Raw genomic sequence first — 16,433 nt, 5'->3', positions numbered from 1 at the left:
CGGGAAAGACGCCCCCGGTCGATAAGCCACTGCAGCGCTTCCATCCTCGAGCATCTGCGCAACCGACACGGGCCACGATGCGAGTTACATGGCATTGTGACTGCCATCACCGTACGATTAGTTTGACGTCCTAGTATCGGGCGCCAAAAGGACTCGCCGGAGGACCATCGTGGCCGATAGCAGCGCGCTTCACTCGCCCGCCAACCCCGTCCGACTCGTGACGTCCGCAGCCTTGTTCGACGGGCACGACGCGGCGATCAACATCATGCGGCGCATCCTCCAATCGCAGGGCGCCGAGGTGATTCATCTCGGCCACAACCGGGCGGTGCACGAAGTCGTCGCCGCGGTGGTCGAGGAAGACGTGCAGGGCGTAGCGGTCAGCTCGTATCAGGGTGGCCACATCGAGTACTTCGAATACCTGGCCACCGCGCTACGCGAGGCCGGGGCGGGACATGTGCGGATCTTCGGCGGCGGCGGCGGTGTGATCGTCGCCGAGGAGATCGCGCGGCTCGCCGAATCCGGCGTGACGATCTTCTCGCCCGAGGACGGACAGCGGCTCGGCCTACCCGGCATGATCAACGAACTGGTCCGACAGTGCGATGTCGATCTGTCGACCGACCGGCCTTCGATCGATGCGGTGCTCGCGGGCGAACGCACTGCGCTGGCCAGGGCCATCACCTGCCTGCAGCAGGACAGACTCACTGCTGCCGAGCGCGACGCGCTGACCGCGGCAGCGGCCGCGCGGACCGTACCGGTGCTGGGCATCACCGGCACGGGCGGTTCCGGAAAGTCATCTCTCACCGACGAATTGGTGCGCCGACTGCGCTCGGATCAGCAAGACAAGGTCCGTGTCGCGATCCTCGCGGTCGATCCGACTCGACGCCGTGGCGGGGGCGCGTTGCTCGGCGACCGCATTCGGATGAACGCCTTGGACGGCGACCACATCTTCTTCCGGTCACTGGCCACACGCGGCAATCACGAACTGCCACAGAACATCGACGTGATCATCGCGGCCTGCCGAGCCGCCGGATACGACCTGGTGATTCTGGAGACACCGGGCATCGGCCAAGGCGACGCCGCGATCGTCGACCACGTGGACGTGTCGATGTATGTGATGACACCGGAATTCGGCGCCGCCTCCCAGCTGGAGAAGATCGACATGCTGGATTACGCGGACGTGGTGGCGATCAACAAGTTCGAACGCCGCGGCGGCGCCGACGCACTGCGCGATGTCTCGCGCCAGCTGCTACGCAATCGTGAGGCGTTCGGGGCGAGCCCGGACGATATGCCAGTATTCGGGACCAGCGCAGCGACATTCAACGACGACGGAGTGACCGCGCTCTACCAGCACCTGACCGCGCGTCTGGGCGAACACGGCCTGCGGCTGGAACCTGGGACGCTGCCGAGGGTCGAGACCCGCGCATCTACCCGCTTCGCCCAGATCATTCCGCCTGCCCGAGTGCGCTACCTCGCCGAGATCGCCGAGACAGTGCGCGCTTATCACGCCGACACCGAGCAGCAGGCACGTGCCGCACAACGGGTCCAGCGCTTCGAACAGGTGCTGGCGGAACTCCCCGACGACACCGCGGTCGCCGCATTGCTCGACCATGCCCGTTCGGAACTGTCCACCGAGAACGCGACTCTGCTCGGCGACTGGCCCGCCGTCGCCGAAAGCTACCGCGGCGCGGAGCAGGTGGTACGGGTGCGCGATCGAGAGATTCGGACGCCATTGCGTCGGGCATCGCTGTCGGGCAGCAGCATTGCGCGAGTTGCGTTGCCACGCTACACCGATCACGGTGAGCTGCTTCGCTTCCTGCGCTCGGAGAATCTGCCCGGCCGCTTCCCGTTTACCGCGGGCGTGTTCCCGTTCAAGCGCGACAACGAGGATCCGGCGCGCATGTTCGCGGGCGAGGGCGATCCATTCCGCACCAACCGGCGCTTCAAGGTGCTCTCCGAACATGCCGAGGCGACCCGGCTTTCCACGGCCTTCGACTCGGTGACCCTCTACGGCCGCGATCCCGACGAGCGCCCCGACGTCTATGGCAAGGTCGGCACCTCAGGGGTGTCGATCGCCTCGGTCGAGGATATGCAGGCCCTCTACGACGGATTCGATCTCACCGCGCCGACCACCTCGGTGTCGATGACCATCAACGGACCCGCGCCGACGATCCTCGCTTACTTCCTCAACACCGCCATCGACCAAGCGCTGGCACGATTCTCGGCCGCCGAGGGCCGCCGGCCCACCGTCGACGAGGCCGCCGATATCCGAGCGAGGACCCTTGCCACCGTGCGCGGGACAGTGCAGGCCGACATCCTCAAGGAGGACCAGGGCCAGAACACCTGCATCTTCTCCACCGAATTCAGCCTGCGCATGATGGCCGATATTCAGGAGTGGTTCGTGCGCAACGGAGTTCGCAACTTCTACTCGGTCTCGATCTCCGGCTATCACATCGCCGAGGCGGGCGCGAACCCGATCAGCCAGCTGGCCTTCACGCTGGCCAACGGCTTCACCTACGTGGAGGCCTATCTCGCGCGCGGCATGCGGATCGATGAGTTCGCACCGAATCTGTCCTTCTTCTTCTCCAATGGCATGGACCCGGAGTACTCGGTGATCGGCCGTGTCGCACGTCGCATCTGGGCCGTGGCCATGCGCGAGAAGTACGGCGCCGACGATCGCTCACAGAAGCTGAAATATCACATTCAAACCTCGGGCCGCTCACTGCACGCGCAGGAGATGAACTTCAACGACATCCGCACCACGTTGCAGGCCCTCATCGCCATCTACGACAACTGCAACAGCCTGCACACCAACGCCTACGACGAAGCGGTCACCACCCCCACCGAGGAATCGGTGCGCCGCGCGCTGGCCATCCAGCTGATCATCAACCGCGAGTGGGGCCTCGCGATGAATGAAAACCCGCTGCAGGGCAGCTTCATCATCGATGAACTCACCGACCTGGTCGAGGAGGCGGTGCTCACCGAGTTCGAGCGGATCAGCGAGCGCGGCGGCGTGCTCGGTGCGATGGAGACCGGCTACCAGCGCGGCCGTATCCAGGACGAATCCATGCTCTACGAGCGCCGTAAGCACGACGGCTCGCTGCCGATCGTCGGGGTCAACACCTTCCGCAATCCGAACGGCGAACCGCACCGTGAACTCGAACTCGCCCGTGGCACCGAAACGGAGAAGAAGTCGCAACTCGATCGGGTCCGCGAATTCCAGCAGCGTCATCGCGATGAGGCCCACGACGCCCTTGCGCGCCTGGACGCCGTGGCTCGCACCGATGACAACATCTTCGAGGTCCTGATGGACGCGGCCCGAGTCTGCACATTGCAGCAGATCACCGACACCTTCTTCACTGTCGGCGGCCAATATCGCCGCAACGTCTAGGACCGTTCGGAGGATCCGCACCTCGGGGACCGACTCGATGAGTCGCGCCCATACGGCCTACGGGGAAGTCTTCGACGCGCGCGCCAGCAGTACCGCGCCGGTGATGAGAACTATTGCGCCGATGGCCAATACCGAACCCGCCGCACCGACTGCTGCGTCGGTCCACTGCCAGACCGCCTCCGCGGCGGATACGGCAACCGCGATGCCGCCACCGATGACCAGAACGGCCGAGCGCTGCGCGGCATAGAGCGCGAAACAGGCGACGGCCAACACGGCGGTAAGCGAGTAGGCCGGGGTCAGATTGTGGTCGCCGGTCAGTTGAGCGCCGAGCAGGGAGATCAGGATCGCCACCGAGTAACCGGCCCAGACCTCGGCGAATGCGCCGATTCGGGTGAGCGCGAACCAGATTCCGCCGAGCCCGAACAAGCCGACGCCGATCCACGGCTCGTCGATCCCGAAAGTCACATCGAGCACCGCGGGGACCATGCAGGCACTGAAAACAGCGCAGGTGAGCAAGCCGGTCAGGGAAGCAAGCGCAAGGTAGCCGAGGATGGCAGCCAGCGCGCCCGCGACGGTCGCACCGACCCAGCCCGCAGCATTGTCGCCGGTACCGATCGCGGTGCCCACTGTCACGGTCACTGCCCCCGCGGCAAGGGCGAACAGCACTGTCGCGAGCCGGAGCCGTGCGGTGCTTCCGTCGACCGCACGGCCGAACAGCACAGAAAATCCACCGGCCACGGCGATCCCACCGGCCGTGAGCCCGATTGTCACCACTGCGAAGGTGACAATCCGTGCGGCACGCGCCATGTCCTCCCACGATCCGGCGAGCACGAGTCCGCCGCCGCCGAAGAGCAAGCCCGCACCGACATACGCGGCGATCTCGGCGAGCAGCTTGCCCGGCGACGGCCGATTGCCGGATTTCTCGGCAACCAACGCCGCCGCGACCGCCTCGAGCTGAGCCGCGGTCAACACGCCCTCGTCGACTAGCCGCTGCAAAGCGGCGGACGTCGGATGCTCTGCTTGCACCAGATGATTATCGCCCCGCCTCGCCCGGTGACATGTGACAATCGCCGGAGCGGACGGTCGACGTCGACGGGACGGGCAGCATGGACCTCACGGGCATTCGTATCATCGATGCGCACATCCACCAGTGGGATCCGTTGGCGACGCCGCGCGACTTCAGCGCCATGGCGCGGCTGTTCAAGTACTTGCCGCTGCCGATCGAGATCGCGATCCGGCTCGCACCGCGGCGCGACCGCGAATTCGTCGGTGATCCAACATTTTTCGCCCATTCCTACCTGCCGACGGACTACCGCGCCGATACGGAGGCGACTCCGGTCGAGGCGATCGTGCACATCGAAGTCGGATGGTCGGGTTCAGGACCGCTGGCCGAAGTCGACGAAACGCGTTGGGTCGCAGCACTACCCTTCGGCGGCGCGAATCCCGTGCTCGGCGCGATCCTCGGCCACGCGAATCCCGCGGCACCGAATTTCGCCGCGCTGCTCGACGCGCATCGCGCCGCGTCTGCCCTGCTGCGCGGTATCCGCGCCATGGTCGCCCACCACCCCGACCGCGAGGTGCGGTCGTTCGCCAAGACCGAAAGTGCCCTCACCACGAAGGCATTCCTGGACGGCTTCGTGGCACTGGCAGAGCGTGGTCTCGTCTTCGAGGCGTGGGTGTATTCGCACGCGCTGCCGGATGTCACCGCGTTGGCCACACGATATCCCGAGGTACCCATCGTGCTGAACCATCTCGGCACTCCCGCGGGCATTTTCGGCCCCGTTGGCAAGCACACCGGCACTAATCCGAGCCTGCGCCGCGAACTGTTCATCCGCTGGCGCGACGATCTCACCGCGCTTGCCGCGAATCCGAACGTGTTCGCGAAGGTCAGCGGCCTGATGATGCCCGTCCTCGGCCATCCGGTCCCCCGTCGCGGTCACCCGACACCGGTCCCGGTACTCCTGGACCGGATCGGCCCACTCGTCGAACACGCGCTCGACGTCTTCGGCGCCGACCGACTCCTGTGGGGCTCCAATTTCCCAGTAGACAAACCGATTACGAGTATCGGCAACAGCGTGGAGGTGATCGCCGCCGCAATCACCGGCCACGGCGGCGGCAGACCCGAGCTCGAACAGATCTTCCGAACCACCGCGCTACAGCTGTACCGAATCGATACCACGACCTGAGTTCGGCGACCCCAACGCGGCAATCGGCTGTCACGAGAATCTTCGTGACAGCCGACTGGGTGTGTGCCGGGGTCAGGCGGGGTGGGGTGCGCCCCAACTGACTTGCGTTGCGAAGGTAGGCATTTGGCGCAGTGCGAGCACCGATAACCAGCCCCAGCTGATGACCGAGGCCACCGCGAGAAGCAGTCCGCCCTGGTCGGGGTCGACGAAGGGCAGGATCAGGTACACGACCGCGACGATGATGCAGGTGATCGCCCAGCCACGCTGATTCGCCGCGAAGAAGCGCCGCGCGAAAACACCGAGCGCCGCGATCAATGCCACTCCGGCGGCAATCGCCGCGACGCCGTGCAGGATGCCGTGCCATGTCGTGTGTTCGACGGCCCCGACCGGGTAGCCGTTGGCCGGATCCGCCACAAACGCGCCCGCGGCGATCAGGCCCGCACCGAACACCGCGACCAGCCGGGGCGCCCACACTCGGCCAGGGCCCTCGGTGAAGGAACGCCGGAGCCCGGCCGCGGCCAGGATGAACAGGGTTCCGGTGACCAGGAAGTTGGCGATCTGAATCCAGCCGAGATCATCGGACCCCAACTGGCTGATCATGTGCGGGCCGAGGTCGAACCCGGCGCGAGCGGTCGCTTGCGCGAAAGCGACGACGAAAAACAAAGGGGTGGCGAGTACGCCGCAGGCCAGCAGCAGCCCGGTTCGGTTGTCGGTCATCTCGTCAGGTCCTCACTGTTCGGTGTGTTTCGGGCAACGCCCTGCGTCGCCTTGGAACTGGACGGTACAGTACTACAAACGGAACTGGATCGTCTAGTACTATGAAGGAAACGGAAGGAGACCAGGGCGAATGCAGGAAATTTCACCGGCACCGAACGAGGGAACGAGGTCCGCGCAGCGGCGTGCGGCCATCGTCGACGCCGCGACGACGGTGTTCCTACGCCAGGGCTACGCCGCCGCGAGCATGGATGAGGTCGCCAAGCTGGCCGCGGTATCGAAACAGACTGTCTACAAGCACTTCCGTGATAAAGAGACGCTGTTCGTCCACATCATCCAGGGGATGATGACCAGCGCGGACGAGGCAATCGGGAACGCGTCGGCCGCCCTCGGCGACTCCGCGGACCTACCGCGCGACCTGCGCACCCTCGCGCGGGTGCTGCTGGAATCGCTGCGCAAGCCGCGGGTGCTGCAATTGCGCCGAGTGGTGATCGGTGAGGCCGAACGCTTCCCCGAACTCGGCCGCAGCTATTGGAACCTGGCCTTCCAACGCGGAATTGATGCCGTGGCCAAAGGTTTCACCCAATTGACAGAGCGTGGACTACTCGACACCGCGGAACCGGGTATCGCTGCGCACCATTTCGCCGGGCTATTGCTGTGGATGCCGATCAACCAGGCAATGTTCTGCGGCACGGACGATTTGCCGGACGACGCCGCGATCGACCACCTCACCGAGGTGGGAGTTACCGCGTTCCTGGCCGCCTACGGCCGATGAGACCTCGACCGGGCGACACCGCACCAGGGCGGCCACAGCGGACGTCGCACTCACACTGCGCCAAGATATTCGGCGTCGCGGGCGGGGATCGCGCCGGCAACCTTTCCTGAGATCATCAGGACGTGCTCCCACACAGCTCCGGGCACTCGTGGCCGACCCGAGGGCGGCCGGATCTGTGGGCAACGCGGCCTTGTGGACATCCGGCGGCTCCGCAGACTTGTCCTCATGGAGTCGACAGCGCAGGGCCAGGTCGTGGTGGCGATATCGGAGACTCGATTCTCGACTCGAGTGGCCGGCGGGACTGGCAGTCGAGGGGGTATGGCTGCGGCGACACACAGCGAAACCGCACGCTGATATCCCGCTCGTCGAGTGGCCAACTGACCGATTTGCCTGGTTGACACCGGGTGGAGGTCGTACCGTGGATGGCATCGAGCACCGCGCCGACAGCGCCGAGAGTGCGGATCCTGTGACGTGGGCATGGTGAGTTCGCAGGCCGAAGGAGGTCACATGAGCAGCGACGCGATCGATCACCAGGTGATCGTCGTCGGGGCCGGGTTCTCCGGGATCGGCGCGGCGATAAAGCTACGGAAGGCGGGGTTCGACGACTTCCTCATCGTGGATGAAGCCGATGGGGTCGGCGGGACGTGGCATTGGAACACCTACCCCGGTGTCGCCGTCGACATACCGTCGTTCAGCTACCAGTTCTCCTTCGATCAGCGGGCGAGCTGGTCGCGGGTGTACGCGCCGGGGCGGGAACTGAAGGCGTACGCCGAATCGTGCGTGGACAAATACGAGCTGTGGTCCCGGATCCGGTTCGGCACCACGATTACCGATGCCGAGTTCGACGAAGACCTGCATTGCTGGCGATTACACACCGGGGACGGCGCCGAGCTCACCGCGCGCTTCCTCATCAGCGCGACCGGCGTGCTGACCAGGCCGAAGCTGCCCGATATCCCCGGTATCGCCGATTTCGGCGGTGTCACCATGCACACCTCACGCTGGGATCACGGGCAGGATCTGCGCGGCAAGCACGTCGCGATTATCGGGACCGGCGCGTCCGCGGTCCAGGTGATTCCCGAGATCGCACCGATGGTCGAGCGGCTGACGGTATTTCAGCGCACCCCGATCTGGTGTTTGCCCAGACCGGATCTGCCGCTGCCCAAACCGGTCCGATTGGCACTACGCGTGCCGGGTGGGCGGACGCTGACCCGGCTGATCAGCCATACCTACGTGGAGTTCACCTTCCCGATCTCGGCGCACTATTACGGCACGCTGCCGATAGCCAAACTCGCCGAGCGGGCGGGGCTCGCGCACCTGCGGCGCCAGGTCGCCGATCCCGCAATCCGTGAAAAGCTCACGCCTCGTTACGGTCTCGGCTGCAAGCGGCCCGGCTTCTCCAACGACTACCTGGCCACCTTCAACCGCGACAACGTGGTGCTGGAAACCGACCCGATCCAGGAGATCACCGCCACCGGCATCCGCGCCTCGAGCGGCATCGAGCACCCGGCGGACGTGCTCATCCTGGCGACCGGCTTCAAGGTGATGGAATCCGGCAATATGCCGACTTACGATCTGCGCGGCGTCGGCGGACGCGATCTCGAAAAGTGGTGGGACGACAACAGGTTGCAGGCCTACGAGGGCGTCAGCGTGCCCGGCTTTCCGAACTTCTTCTCCATCATCGGACCCTACGGCTACAACGGCTCGTCGTATTTCGCACTGATCGAGTATCAGGTCAGGCACATCCTGCGCTGCCTGCGACAGGCCCGTGCGGCCGACGCCACGCTGGTCGAGGTCACCGAGGCGGCCAACGACCGGTTCTTCCAGGAAATGCTGGCTCGCCGCGACGGCCAGGTCTTCTGGCAGGACAGCTGCGCGCTGGCCAACAGCTATTACTTCGACGCGCACGGCGATGTCCCGCTGCGTCCGTCCACCACCGCTGAAGCCGCTTGGCGCAGTGGACACTTCGACCTCTCCGACTATCGATTTGCCACGAGTGGCCGATAGGCCCGGCAGCTGGGTGCGGTTTCGGTGTCGCGGCGAGCCGGGGCTCCGGCGCGCACCCCAGAGCGCGGACCGCCCGAGCGGCCCGGTACTTGTCGGTGCCGGTCGTTAGCATCTGCCGCATGAAAGCAACCGGCACTTTTTCCGTCGCGTCCTTCGTCCCGACCGATGTCGTACCCGACCCTGCCATCACCACCGCGCTCCCGGTCGGCGTCGCGCACATCCAGAAGGAATTCGAGGGTGAGATCAAGGGGCGCTCGGCGACGTTGTTCACCGCCGCGTTCGACCAGGCCACCGGTGCCGGTACCTATGTTGCGATGGAGTCGTTCGAAGGCACCCTGAACGGCACGGCGGGGGCATTCAACTTCGCCCACTCGGCAACCACACTCGGGACCGACCGCGGAGCCGAGTTCTTCATCATCGTCCCCACCAGCGGCACCGGCGACCTCGCAGGAATCAAGGGCACCGGCGGCCTGACCGTGGACGAAGACGGCACCCACCACCTCTGGTTCGACTACGAGCTCGATTGAGACACCGCCGTGCGGTCACCGCTCGACGTTCACCGCACGCGGCGTCGACCGCGCGGCACCCAGCCCACCGCCGTCAGCCACCCGACGATCACCTTGCATTGCACGCGACCCACGCCGCACCCGGCGGCTGCGGTGCCCAGCCCGCGGAAGCCCACCCGGTGTAGGGGGATCAACCTCGCAGTACCCAGCACACGACAGTCAGCCATGTAGGGATCACCTCTCGCGGTACCCAGGACATGACAGTCAGCCGCGTGGAGATCACGCCGCAGCACCCGGCCCACAGCCATCGCACCACCCGGCTGTCATCCTGCGCATTGGTCTGCCGAGATAGTGCCCAGCGGACGGTGGGCTGCCCAGGCGCGGTCCACTGATGTGGAGTCGTCGCCCCCGACGGGCGCCTCAGGCGGCGGCACGCCCGCGTAGCGGTCAACTCGCGTGGTCTATTCGCTCGGTGAGCACAGCGCGGGCCGTGGCGAGAGAGGGGCCGTACCAGGTGAGTGCGCGACCCTCGACCAAGGCCACGGGGATGCCGGGGAAGGCTTCGGGGCCGTCGGTTTCGGTGAAGACGTAGGGCTCGTCAGGGAGGACGGCCAGGTCGATATCCGCGGTCAGTTCGTCGTCGGTGAGGCGTGGATAGCGGTCGGGGTGGCCGGCGTGCACCAGGTTCAGACCGAGACGGCGGGCAACGTCGCCGGTGAAGGTGTTGCGGCCGACTACCATCCACGGGTTGCGCCAGATGGGAATCACGGCGTTGCATGTGGGCGCGGGTGGTGTTGCGGCCCAAGAAGTTTCGGCCTCGGTGAGCCATGTCGGCACCGTGGCGTCGAAAGCGACGGTGAACAGCCTGGTCAGCGAGGTGATGGCCTCGGGTATCGTCTCGATCCTGGTGACCCACACCGGGATTCCGGCGCTGCGCAGGCGTTCGACATCGATGCGGCGGTTCTCTTCCTGATTGCACAGCACCAAGTCGGGGGCCAACTCGACAATGCGGCGGACGTTCGGGTTCTTGGTTCCTCGGACACGCTCGACCTCCAGATCGGCGGGATGACTGCACCAATCGGTCGCCGCGACCAGGGTTTCCGGGCAGGTGACTGCCACCGCCTCGGTCAGCGAGGGCACCAGGGACACGACCCGCCGTACCCGTCCGGCGAGCACGATTTCGACCCCGAGGTCGTCGGCGACCGACATCATCGCAGCACCGCCCGCTGCCACCGAAGCACGGCCCGGGCTTTCCACGCCCGAGGCCGTCGAAGCACCACCGGCCGCCGACCGATCACGCCCGGGTTGCCCACGCCCGAGATCACCGAGTCCGAACAGGTTGCGACACAGCACAATTCGCTACCGGTCCGCCGGTCGATGCTCATCCCACTATCCGACGACAGAGCTCGCGAAGCTGCTCCGGTGGCACTGTGGGGAGCACACTTCCCGCGCCGAGCACGAGCAGGTAGAGGATCTGGGCGATGTCGTGGGCATCGTTGTCCGCGTATCCGGACTCCAACAGAAGAGTGCGAAGGTAACCGAGCCGGGCGTTGTCTACGCGTTCCTTGGCCGCGGCGGCGATCGGGTCGTTGAGCGCCCACGCCCGCACCGCCATCTCTATGTTGGCCGGCTCATCGTCTTCGAGCACCAAGTCGATCAGCAGCTCGAGCCGGCCGCGCCCATCGAGCCGCTCCGCGGCCGCACCCACCTCGCGAAGGTAGCGGGTGGTGTGCATTTCCTCGAAGTAGGCGAGTAGCGCGGTCTTATAGCCGGACATGCCCGAAAAGTGGTGGTAGAAGGACCCGGTGCTGAGCCCGGTCGCCGCGACCAACTTGTCGATGGTGAGGCCGGTCGGCCCTGCGGTGCCGAGGATCGCCAACCCTGATTCCAACCATGAACTCTTGCCTGCCACATCTTCCAGCCTATAACATAATTTTTGTTCTGCTTCTGGGGGCAACCCGAGTTCCGTGTTTATGGAGGTCGCGATGACCGCGATAACAACCTCGTCCGCATCGAGCGGCACCACTTCCGCACGATGGGCCGCACCCGTCCATTTCACCGGCGCCGCACTGCTCGGCGCGATCGGCCTCGCGCACCTGCTCGTGGTGCACGCCTTCGGCGGCACGGATACGCCGGCAGAAGAAGCAATCAACGAGCTGTCGGCACGGACAACGACGACCATGGTCGAGGGTGGCCGACAGCTCAGCGTGTTCGACCTGAATACCGGCTACAGCGTCGGAATGGGGCTGCTCGGGATGCTTTTCGGGCTAGTGGCGATCGCCGCCGTGCGCGCCGCCCCGCAACTGATCGCCCGCTGGTCGCTGTTCAACGGCGCCTGCGTCGGCGCGGCAGGAGGCGTCTTCTGGATCGCCCTGCTGTATTTTCCTGAACCGGTGATCGCGCTATCCGGCCTCGCCACGCTGTGCTTCGCCGCGGTGTTCATGGCCGGGCGCCGCAGGGTTCGATCACAGTGAGGTCCTCAGCGACCGAGCTCGTCGTAGAGCGTGCGCAGATCACGCAGCCCGGCGGCGGCGATCTGTTCGTCCTCGGCGGTCATGCGCAACGCTCGCCGCAACAGCATCGCATCCAAATCATCCATGGCCGAATGGAATTCGATCTTGGGAAGCTTCGGCAGCTCGGTCCGGTCACCATAGGGATCATCGGACTGCGATGGATTCGGATCCCGTTCGATGCCCGCGATGAGTGTGTCCAGATCGAGCCCGCGCAACGTCAGAATCTCGCGTGGACGCTCGTCGAGCCGTTCGGCGAGCAGGTAGCAGGTCGCAGCGACGTGCTTGCACGGCCAGCCGGGATCCGGGCAGGTGCAGGCGAAATCCAGATCGGCGGCCGTGGTCGGCAAGAGATGCGGGCCCAGTCCCGTCGGCAAGGCGCCGGAAGCGATCTCGGCGAGCATGCCGGGTGCGGTGCGGATGGTCTCGATGAGTAACACGAGTTCCTCGTCCCGCAGTGGTCGGACGGTGAACACCGCCGTGAACGGACGGGGCTGGCTGCCCTGCACTTCGGCAGTCACCGCGCCCGGCTCGATCCGATAGCTCACCACCTGCCCGGATCTGGCGTAGGTGCGGCCGCGAGCCAGCCGACCCGGCTCCGACATCGCCTCCACCGCCTCGATCAGCGCCTTCCCCCACCACGTGTGCCCGAACGCGCCACGGCGACTGCGCGCTTCGACCCCGCCTGATACCGGGCGGCGCTTGCCGTAATCGGAGTAGGGACTCAATCGCCCACCGCCTCCGCTCCGAGGGCGAACAGATCACGCAGTTCGTCGGTGCTCAGCTCGGTGATCCAGTTCTCTCCCGCCTCGATAGCCAGATCGGCGAGTTGCCGCTTGCCGCTGATCATTTCGTCGATCCGCTCCTCGATGGTGTCGACACAGATCAGCTTGCGCACCTGCACATTGCGCTGCTGACCGATGCGGAACGCACGGTCGGTGGCCTGGTTCTCCACCGCCGGATTCCACCAGCGATCCAAGTGCACCACGTGATTGGCCGCGGTGAGGTTCAGTCCGGTGCCGCCTGCTTTGAGCGACAACAACATCAACGGCGGACCGCCGGGCTCCTGGAACCGGGTCACCATGCTGTCGCGACGTTTCTTCGGCACACCGCCGTGCAAGAACGGGATCTCGGTGCCGAAACGCTCGACGAGGTAAGGTGCGACGAGGTCACCGAATTCGCGGAACTGGGTGAACAGCAACGCCTTCTCGCCATCGGCGAGCACAGCGTCGAGCACATCCTCCACCAGGGCCAGCTTGCCTGAACGATGGCTGCCACGATGCAGCACACCGGAACCGTCGCCGAGAAAGTGCGCCGGATGGTTGCACACCTGCTTGAGGCGGGTCAGTGCCCCGAGCACAGCGCCTTTGCGCGCCATACCCTTCGCGTCCCTGATCTTGTCGATCATGTCGTCGACCACCGCTTGATACAGCGCCGCCTGCTCCACCGTCAGGTTGGCCCGCACCGTCATTTCCAGCTTCTCCGGCAGGTCACTGATCACGGTGGGATCGGTCTTCACCCGGCGCAGCACGAACGGCTGGGTGATCATGCGCAGGCGGCTGACCGCGTTCTCGTCGCGCTCCCGCTCGATGGGCACGGCGAAACGCGCACGGAAGGATTGCGGTGTGCCCAGCAGCTTCGGGTTCGCATAGTCCATGATCGAACGCAGCTCCTCCAGCCGGTTTTCCACCGGAGTTCCGGTGAGCGCCAGCCGATGCCGCGCCCGCAACGACCGTGCCGCCCGCGCCTGCCTGGTCGCCGCGTTCTTGATGTGCTGCGCCTCGTCGAGCACGATCCGACCCCACTGCCTGCGACCCAGCTCCGTGGCATCCCGAGCAAGCAGCGCGTAGGTCGTGATCACCAGATCCGCGTCCGCCACCGCGGCGTCCAACTCCTCGCCCGCCAACCGCCCGACCCCGTGATGCACCCACACCCGCAGATCCGGCGCGAACCGCTCGGTCTCGCGCTGCCAGTTACCCACCACCGACATCGGGCACACCAGCAGGGTCGGACCGAACGAATCAGCGTCCGACTGTCCACCATCGCCATGCCACCCGCCCGCCGCTTCGCGCTCATACACCAGCAGGGCGAGTACCTGCACCGTTTTGCCGAGCCCCATGTCGTCGGCAAGGATTGCGCCGCAACCCAATCGGCTCATGGTGGCCAGCCAGGACAGGCCGCGCTCCTGGTAAGGCCGCAGTTGTGCCTTCAGCCCGATCGGTGTCGGCACCGGTTCGGGTTCGCGGGCCTGGTCGAGCAATTCGGCGGCCCAGCCGGTCGCGGTGACCTCGGTGATCGGCACCTTCGCGACATGGCCCGCGCCGAGTTCGCCGATCAGATCGGCAAAGGTGAGTTCGGTGTCGTCGGTGTGGGCAGCGACGTAGCGGGCCGCGGCGGCGAGCACCTTGTGGTCGGCCTGCACCCACTCGCCGCGCAGCTGCACCAGGTCGGATTTGGCGGTGATCAGTCGACGCATCTCGGCCGTGGTCAGCACCGTGTCGCCGAGCGCGAGTTCCCAACGGTAGGAGACGAGTCCGCGCATACCGACGGTGCTCTCGGCGGCGGGCACGGCACTGTCCACCCGCATGCGCAGGGTCGGGGACGAGATGTTCCAGGCCCGCGGCAGCATCAGTCGAATGCCGTCCGCCTGCAGCGCGTGCGCACCGTGGGCAACCAGATCGACGACCACCTCGGTCGGCAGTAGCAGATCCAGCGTGCGCGGGTCACTGGGCAGGTCGCGCAGCCGCGGATAGGCGCGTTGCGCGACGCCGAGCTTTTCCACCGCGGTGCGGATGAGACTCGGATCACCATGCAGCGGTACGGGACTCGGCGCCTCACCCTCGGTGTGCAGACACACCTCCAAGCGCCACAGGGCCACCGACTCGTCCTCGGTGCCGAGTTCACCGTCCGGCTCCAGTAGCCGCAACACCAGGTTCGGCTCATCCCCGGTCAGGCTCGAGCGCCAGCGCTCGAGCGCCTCGGCCAGCTGGTGACTTCCGCCGTCCAGTGCCACATCACCGAGCAGCGCGGCGACCAGCGGATGCGTCGAGGCCCCGAGTTCGAGCAGTTCTCTGGCAATAGGATCGGTGAGTTCGGCAACCATGTCGTCGAGCACTGCGCCGGGTCGACCGGCAACGCGAAGCGCGGCGGGCATGGCCACCGCAAGTTCGGCGAGCCAGGCGCGCTGCCGCTCACCGCCGACCAGCCGCCAGCGCACCCACCATTGGCCATCGTCGCGGCGCAGCTCCGGCACGATTCGACCGGCCCGCACCCAGCGTTCGATGCCGTGCGCGACGTGGGCGAGGAAGCGCAAATCCCCCGCGACCGCCTCGGCGGGCAACCGCTGCCGCAAGGCGCCCGCTGCCGCGGCCGGTGCCATGGCGTGCGCGCGCACCTGCTGGGTCGCCGCCTCGTGCGCACGCAGGTGCGCCGCGTGTCCCCGTGTTCGCTCGGTCGCCTCCCCGTGCGCTCGTTCGGCCGGCACCACGGACACCGGCGTTTGCTCCGCCTCCGACCCGATGACCAGTACCTCGGCTCGATGCCGGAATCGGGATGTCCTCAGCACACTGCCCAGCGGATCGGGTAGCGCGACGACCGGTGGGCGCTGCCACAGCAGCAACCCCGATCCCGGCGACCACAGACCGTGCAGCATCAATCCATCCAAGCAGGCAGGTCCGACACTCCCGCGCGGGCCGTGGCGCCGGATTCCTGGATTTCTGAGCGCGGTCGGAACATACTGGGATATCCCCTGGTCATGGCGGCTGAATCGGAGCTGGGTGCCAGCGGGAAGCTTAGGTATCTACCACAAAGTTTTAGGTATCTATGAAATGCGGAGGGCAGCAGCATGACGATTCTGCTCCAGGCACTCGAGCAGAGCTTCACGCCTACGACGCCGTGGGAACGACGCAAATTCACCTTTGTGAACACCGCCAAGATCGTCGGTATGCGACTGGACGGACAGTGTGGCGTGTGGCTCGACCTGTCGCGCCCCGGTGAATCACAGCGCTTGGCCCGCACCCTGGATCCGCGTGACGCGATCACCTTCCTGCTCACCGTCTTCGCCAAGATCGCGGAGTGCGAGGAACGCGGAGGATCGTGGCTGATCGGGCACGACGGCATCTGCGTCGAATCCATCGCGGCCACCAGGTTCCCACCACGCTCGAGCGAGGTCACCGACGACGAGTTACTGGCTCGCGCCTGGTTGTGAGGTCGGCCAGCGGCAATTTCTCTGCCGCCGCACGATCTCCAGGTTCTACGAATGTCGGTTCCTACGGTGTGATCCGACGCCCGGCCGACATTCGGCGATGGTTGCTGTCTTTGACGCAGGGCTCTCATACAGGCAACTGCCTA

13 protein-coding genes are annotated in these 16,433 nt (G+C 66.0%); 7 read left to right on the top strand and 6 right to left on the bottom strand.

All coding sequences use genetic code 11. The features are described from left to right. Nucleotides 1-169 precede the first annotated feature (169 nt). On the top strand, nt 170-3,388 hold the full coding sequence (gene icmF / locus AB0M74_RS14365; protein WP_364906430.1) for a fused isobutyryl-CoA mutase/GTPase IcmF: 3,219 nt from the start codon (nt 170-172) through the stop codon (nt 3,386-3,388). Between the two features lie 57 nt (nt 3,389-3,445). On the opposite strand, the gene AB0M74_RS14360 is transcribed toward icmF, so the two are convergent. Continuing rightward, complete coding sequence (locus tag AB0M74_RS14360; protein ID WP_364906428.1) at nt 3,446-4,414, bottom strand: hypothetical protein; 969 nt, start codon at nt 4,412-4,414, stop codon at nt 3,446-3,448. Between the two features lie 80 nt (nt 4,415-4,494). Here AB0M74_RS14360 and AB0M74_RS14355 point away from each other — a divergent pair, with 80 nt between their 5' ends. Further along, a complete protein-coding gene (locus AB0M74_RS14355; protein WP_364906425.1) occupies nt 4,495-5,574 on the top strand; it encodes an amidohydrolase family protein in 1,080 nt (359 codons plus the stop codon). Between the two features lie 72 nt (nt 5,575-5,646). On the opposite strand, the gene AB0M74_RS14350 is transcribed toward AB0M74_RS14355, so the two are convergent. Further along, nucleotides 5,647-6,291 (bottom strand): DUF998 domain-containing protein, encoded by a 645-nt coding sequence (locus AB0M74_RS14350; RefSeq protein WP_364906422.1) that lies wholly within the window; start codon nt 6,289-6,291, stop codon nt 5,647-5,649. Nucleotides 6,292-6,421: 130 nt separating this feature from the next. Here AB0M74_RS14350 and AB0M74_RS14345 point away from each other — a divergent pair, with 130 nt between their 5' ends. From AB0M74_RS14345 to AB0M74_RS14335, 3 genes are all read left to right on the top strand, one after another. Further along, nucleotides 6,422-7,063 (top strand): TetR/AcrR family transcriptional regulator, encoded by a 642-nt coding sequence (locus AB0M74_RS14345; protein ID WP_364906419.1) that lies wholly within the window; start codon nt 6,422-6,424, stop codon nt 7,061-7,063. 507 nt (nt 7,064-7,570) lie between these two features. Then, nucleotides 7,571-9,067, top strand: coding sequence for an NAD(P)/FAD-dependent oxidoreductase (locus AB0M74_RS14340; RefSeq protein WP_364906416.1), 1,497 nt, complete (start codon nt 7,571-7,573; stop codon nt 9,065-9,067). 119 nt (nt 9,068-9,186) lie between these two features. Further along, on the top strand, nt 9,187-9,594 hold the full coding sequence (locus tag AB0M74_RS14335; RefSeq protein WP_364906413.1) for a DUF3224 domain-containing protein: 408 nt from the start codon (nt 9,187-9,189) through the stop codon (nt 9,592-9,594). Nucleotides 9,595-10,020: 426 nt separating this feature from the next. Here AB0M74_RS14335 and AB0M74_RS14330 read toward each other — a convergent pair whose 3' ends face one another. Then, entirely contained in the window at nt 10,021-10,785 is a 765-nt protein-coding gene (locus AB0M74_RS14330; RefSeq protein ID WP_364906410.1) for a helical backbone metal receptor, read from the bottom strand. A gap of 169 nt (nt 10,786-10,954) precedes the next feature. Beyond that, nucleotides 10,955-11,485, bottom strand: coding sequence for a TetR/AcrR family transcriptional regulator (locus AB0M74_RS14325; RefSeq protein ID WP_364906407.1), 531 nt, complete (start codon nt 11,483-11,485; stop codon nt 10,955-10,957). 73 nt (nt 11,486-11,558) lie between these two features. Here AB0M74_RS14325 and AB0M74_RS14320 point away from each other — a divergent pair, with 73 nt between their 5' ends. Then, nucleotides 11,559-12,047, top strand: coding sequence for a hypothetical protein (locus AB0M74_RS14320; RefSeq protein ID WP_364906404.1), 489 nt, complete (start codon nt 11,559-11,561; stop codon nt 12,045-12,047). A 5-nt stretch (nt 12,048-12,052) separates the two neighbouring features. On the opposite strand, the gene AB0M74_RS14315 is transcribed toward AB0M74_RS14320, so the two are convergent. Continuing rightward, entirely contained in the window at nt 12,053-12,811 is a 759-nt protein-coding gene (locus AB0M74_RS14315; protein ID WP_364906402.1) for a hypothetical protein, read from the bottom strand. Then, nucleotides 12,808-15,735, bottom strand: coding sequence for a DEAD/DEAH box helicase (locus AB0M74_RS14310; protein ID WP_364906399.1), 2,928 nt, complete (start codon nt 15,733-15,735; stop codon nt 12,808-12,810). The genes AB0M74_RS14315 and AB0M74_RS14310 overlap by 4 nt, the downstream gene beginning before the upstream one ends. Before the next feature lie 192 nt (nt 15,736-15,927). Here AB0M74_RS14310 and AB0M74_RS14305 point away from each other — a divergent pair, with 192 nt between their 5' ends. Beyond that, a complete protein-coding gene (locus tag AB0M74_RS14305) occupies nt 15,928-16,290 on the top strand; it encodes a hypothetical protein (RefSeq protein WP_364906396.1) in 363 nt (120 codons plus the stop codon). Nucleotides 16,291-16,433 lie beyond the last annotated feature (143 nt).

This window comes from Nocardia sp. NPDC051463, from assembly GCF_040681975.1.
In the GTDB taxonomy this organism is placed as follows: domain Bacteria; phylum Actinomycetota; class Actinomycetes; order Mycobacteriales; family Mycobacteriaceae; genus Nocardia.
This window is presented reverse-complemented; position numbering and strand designations above follow the sequence as displayed.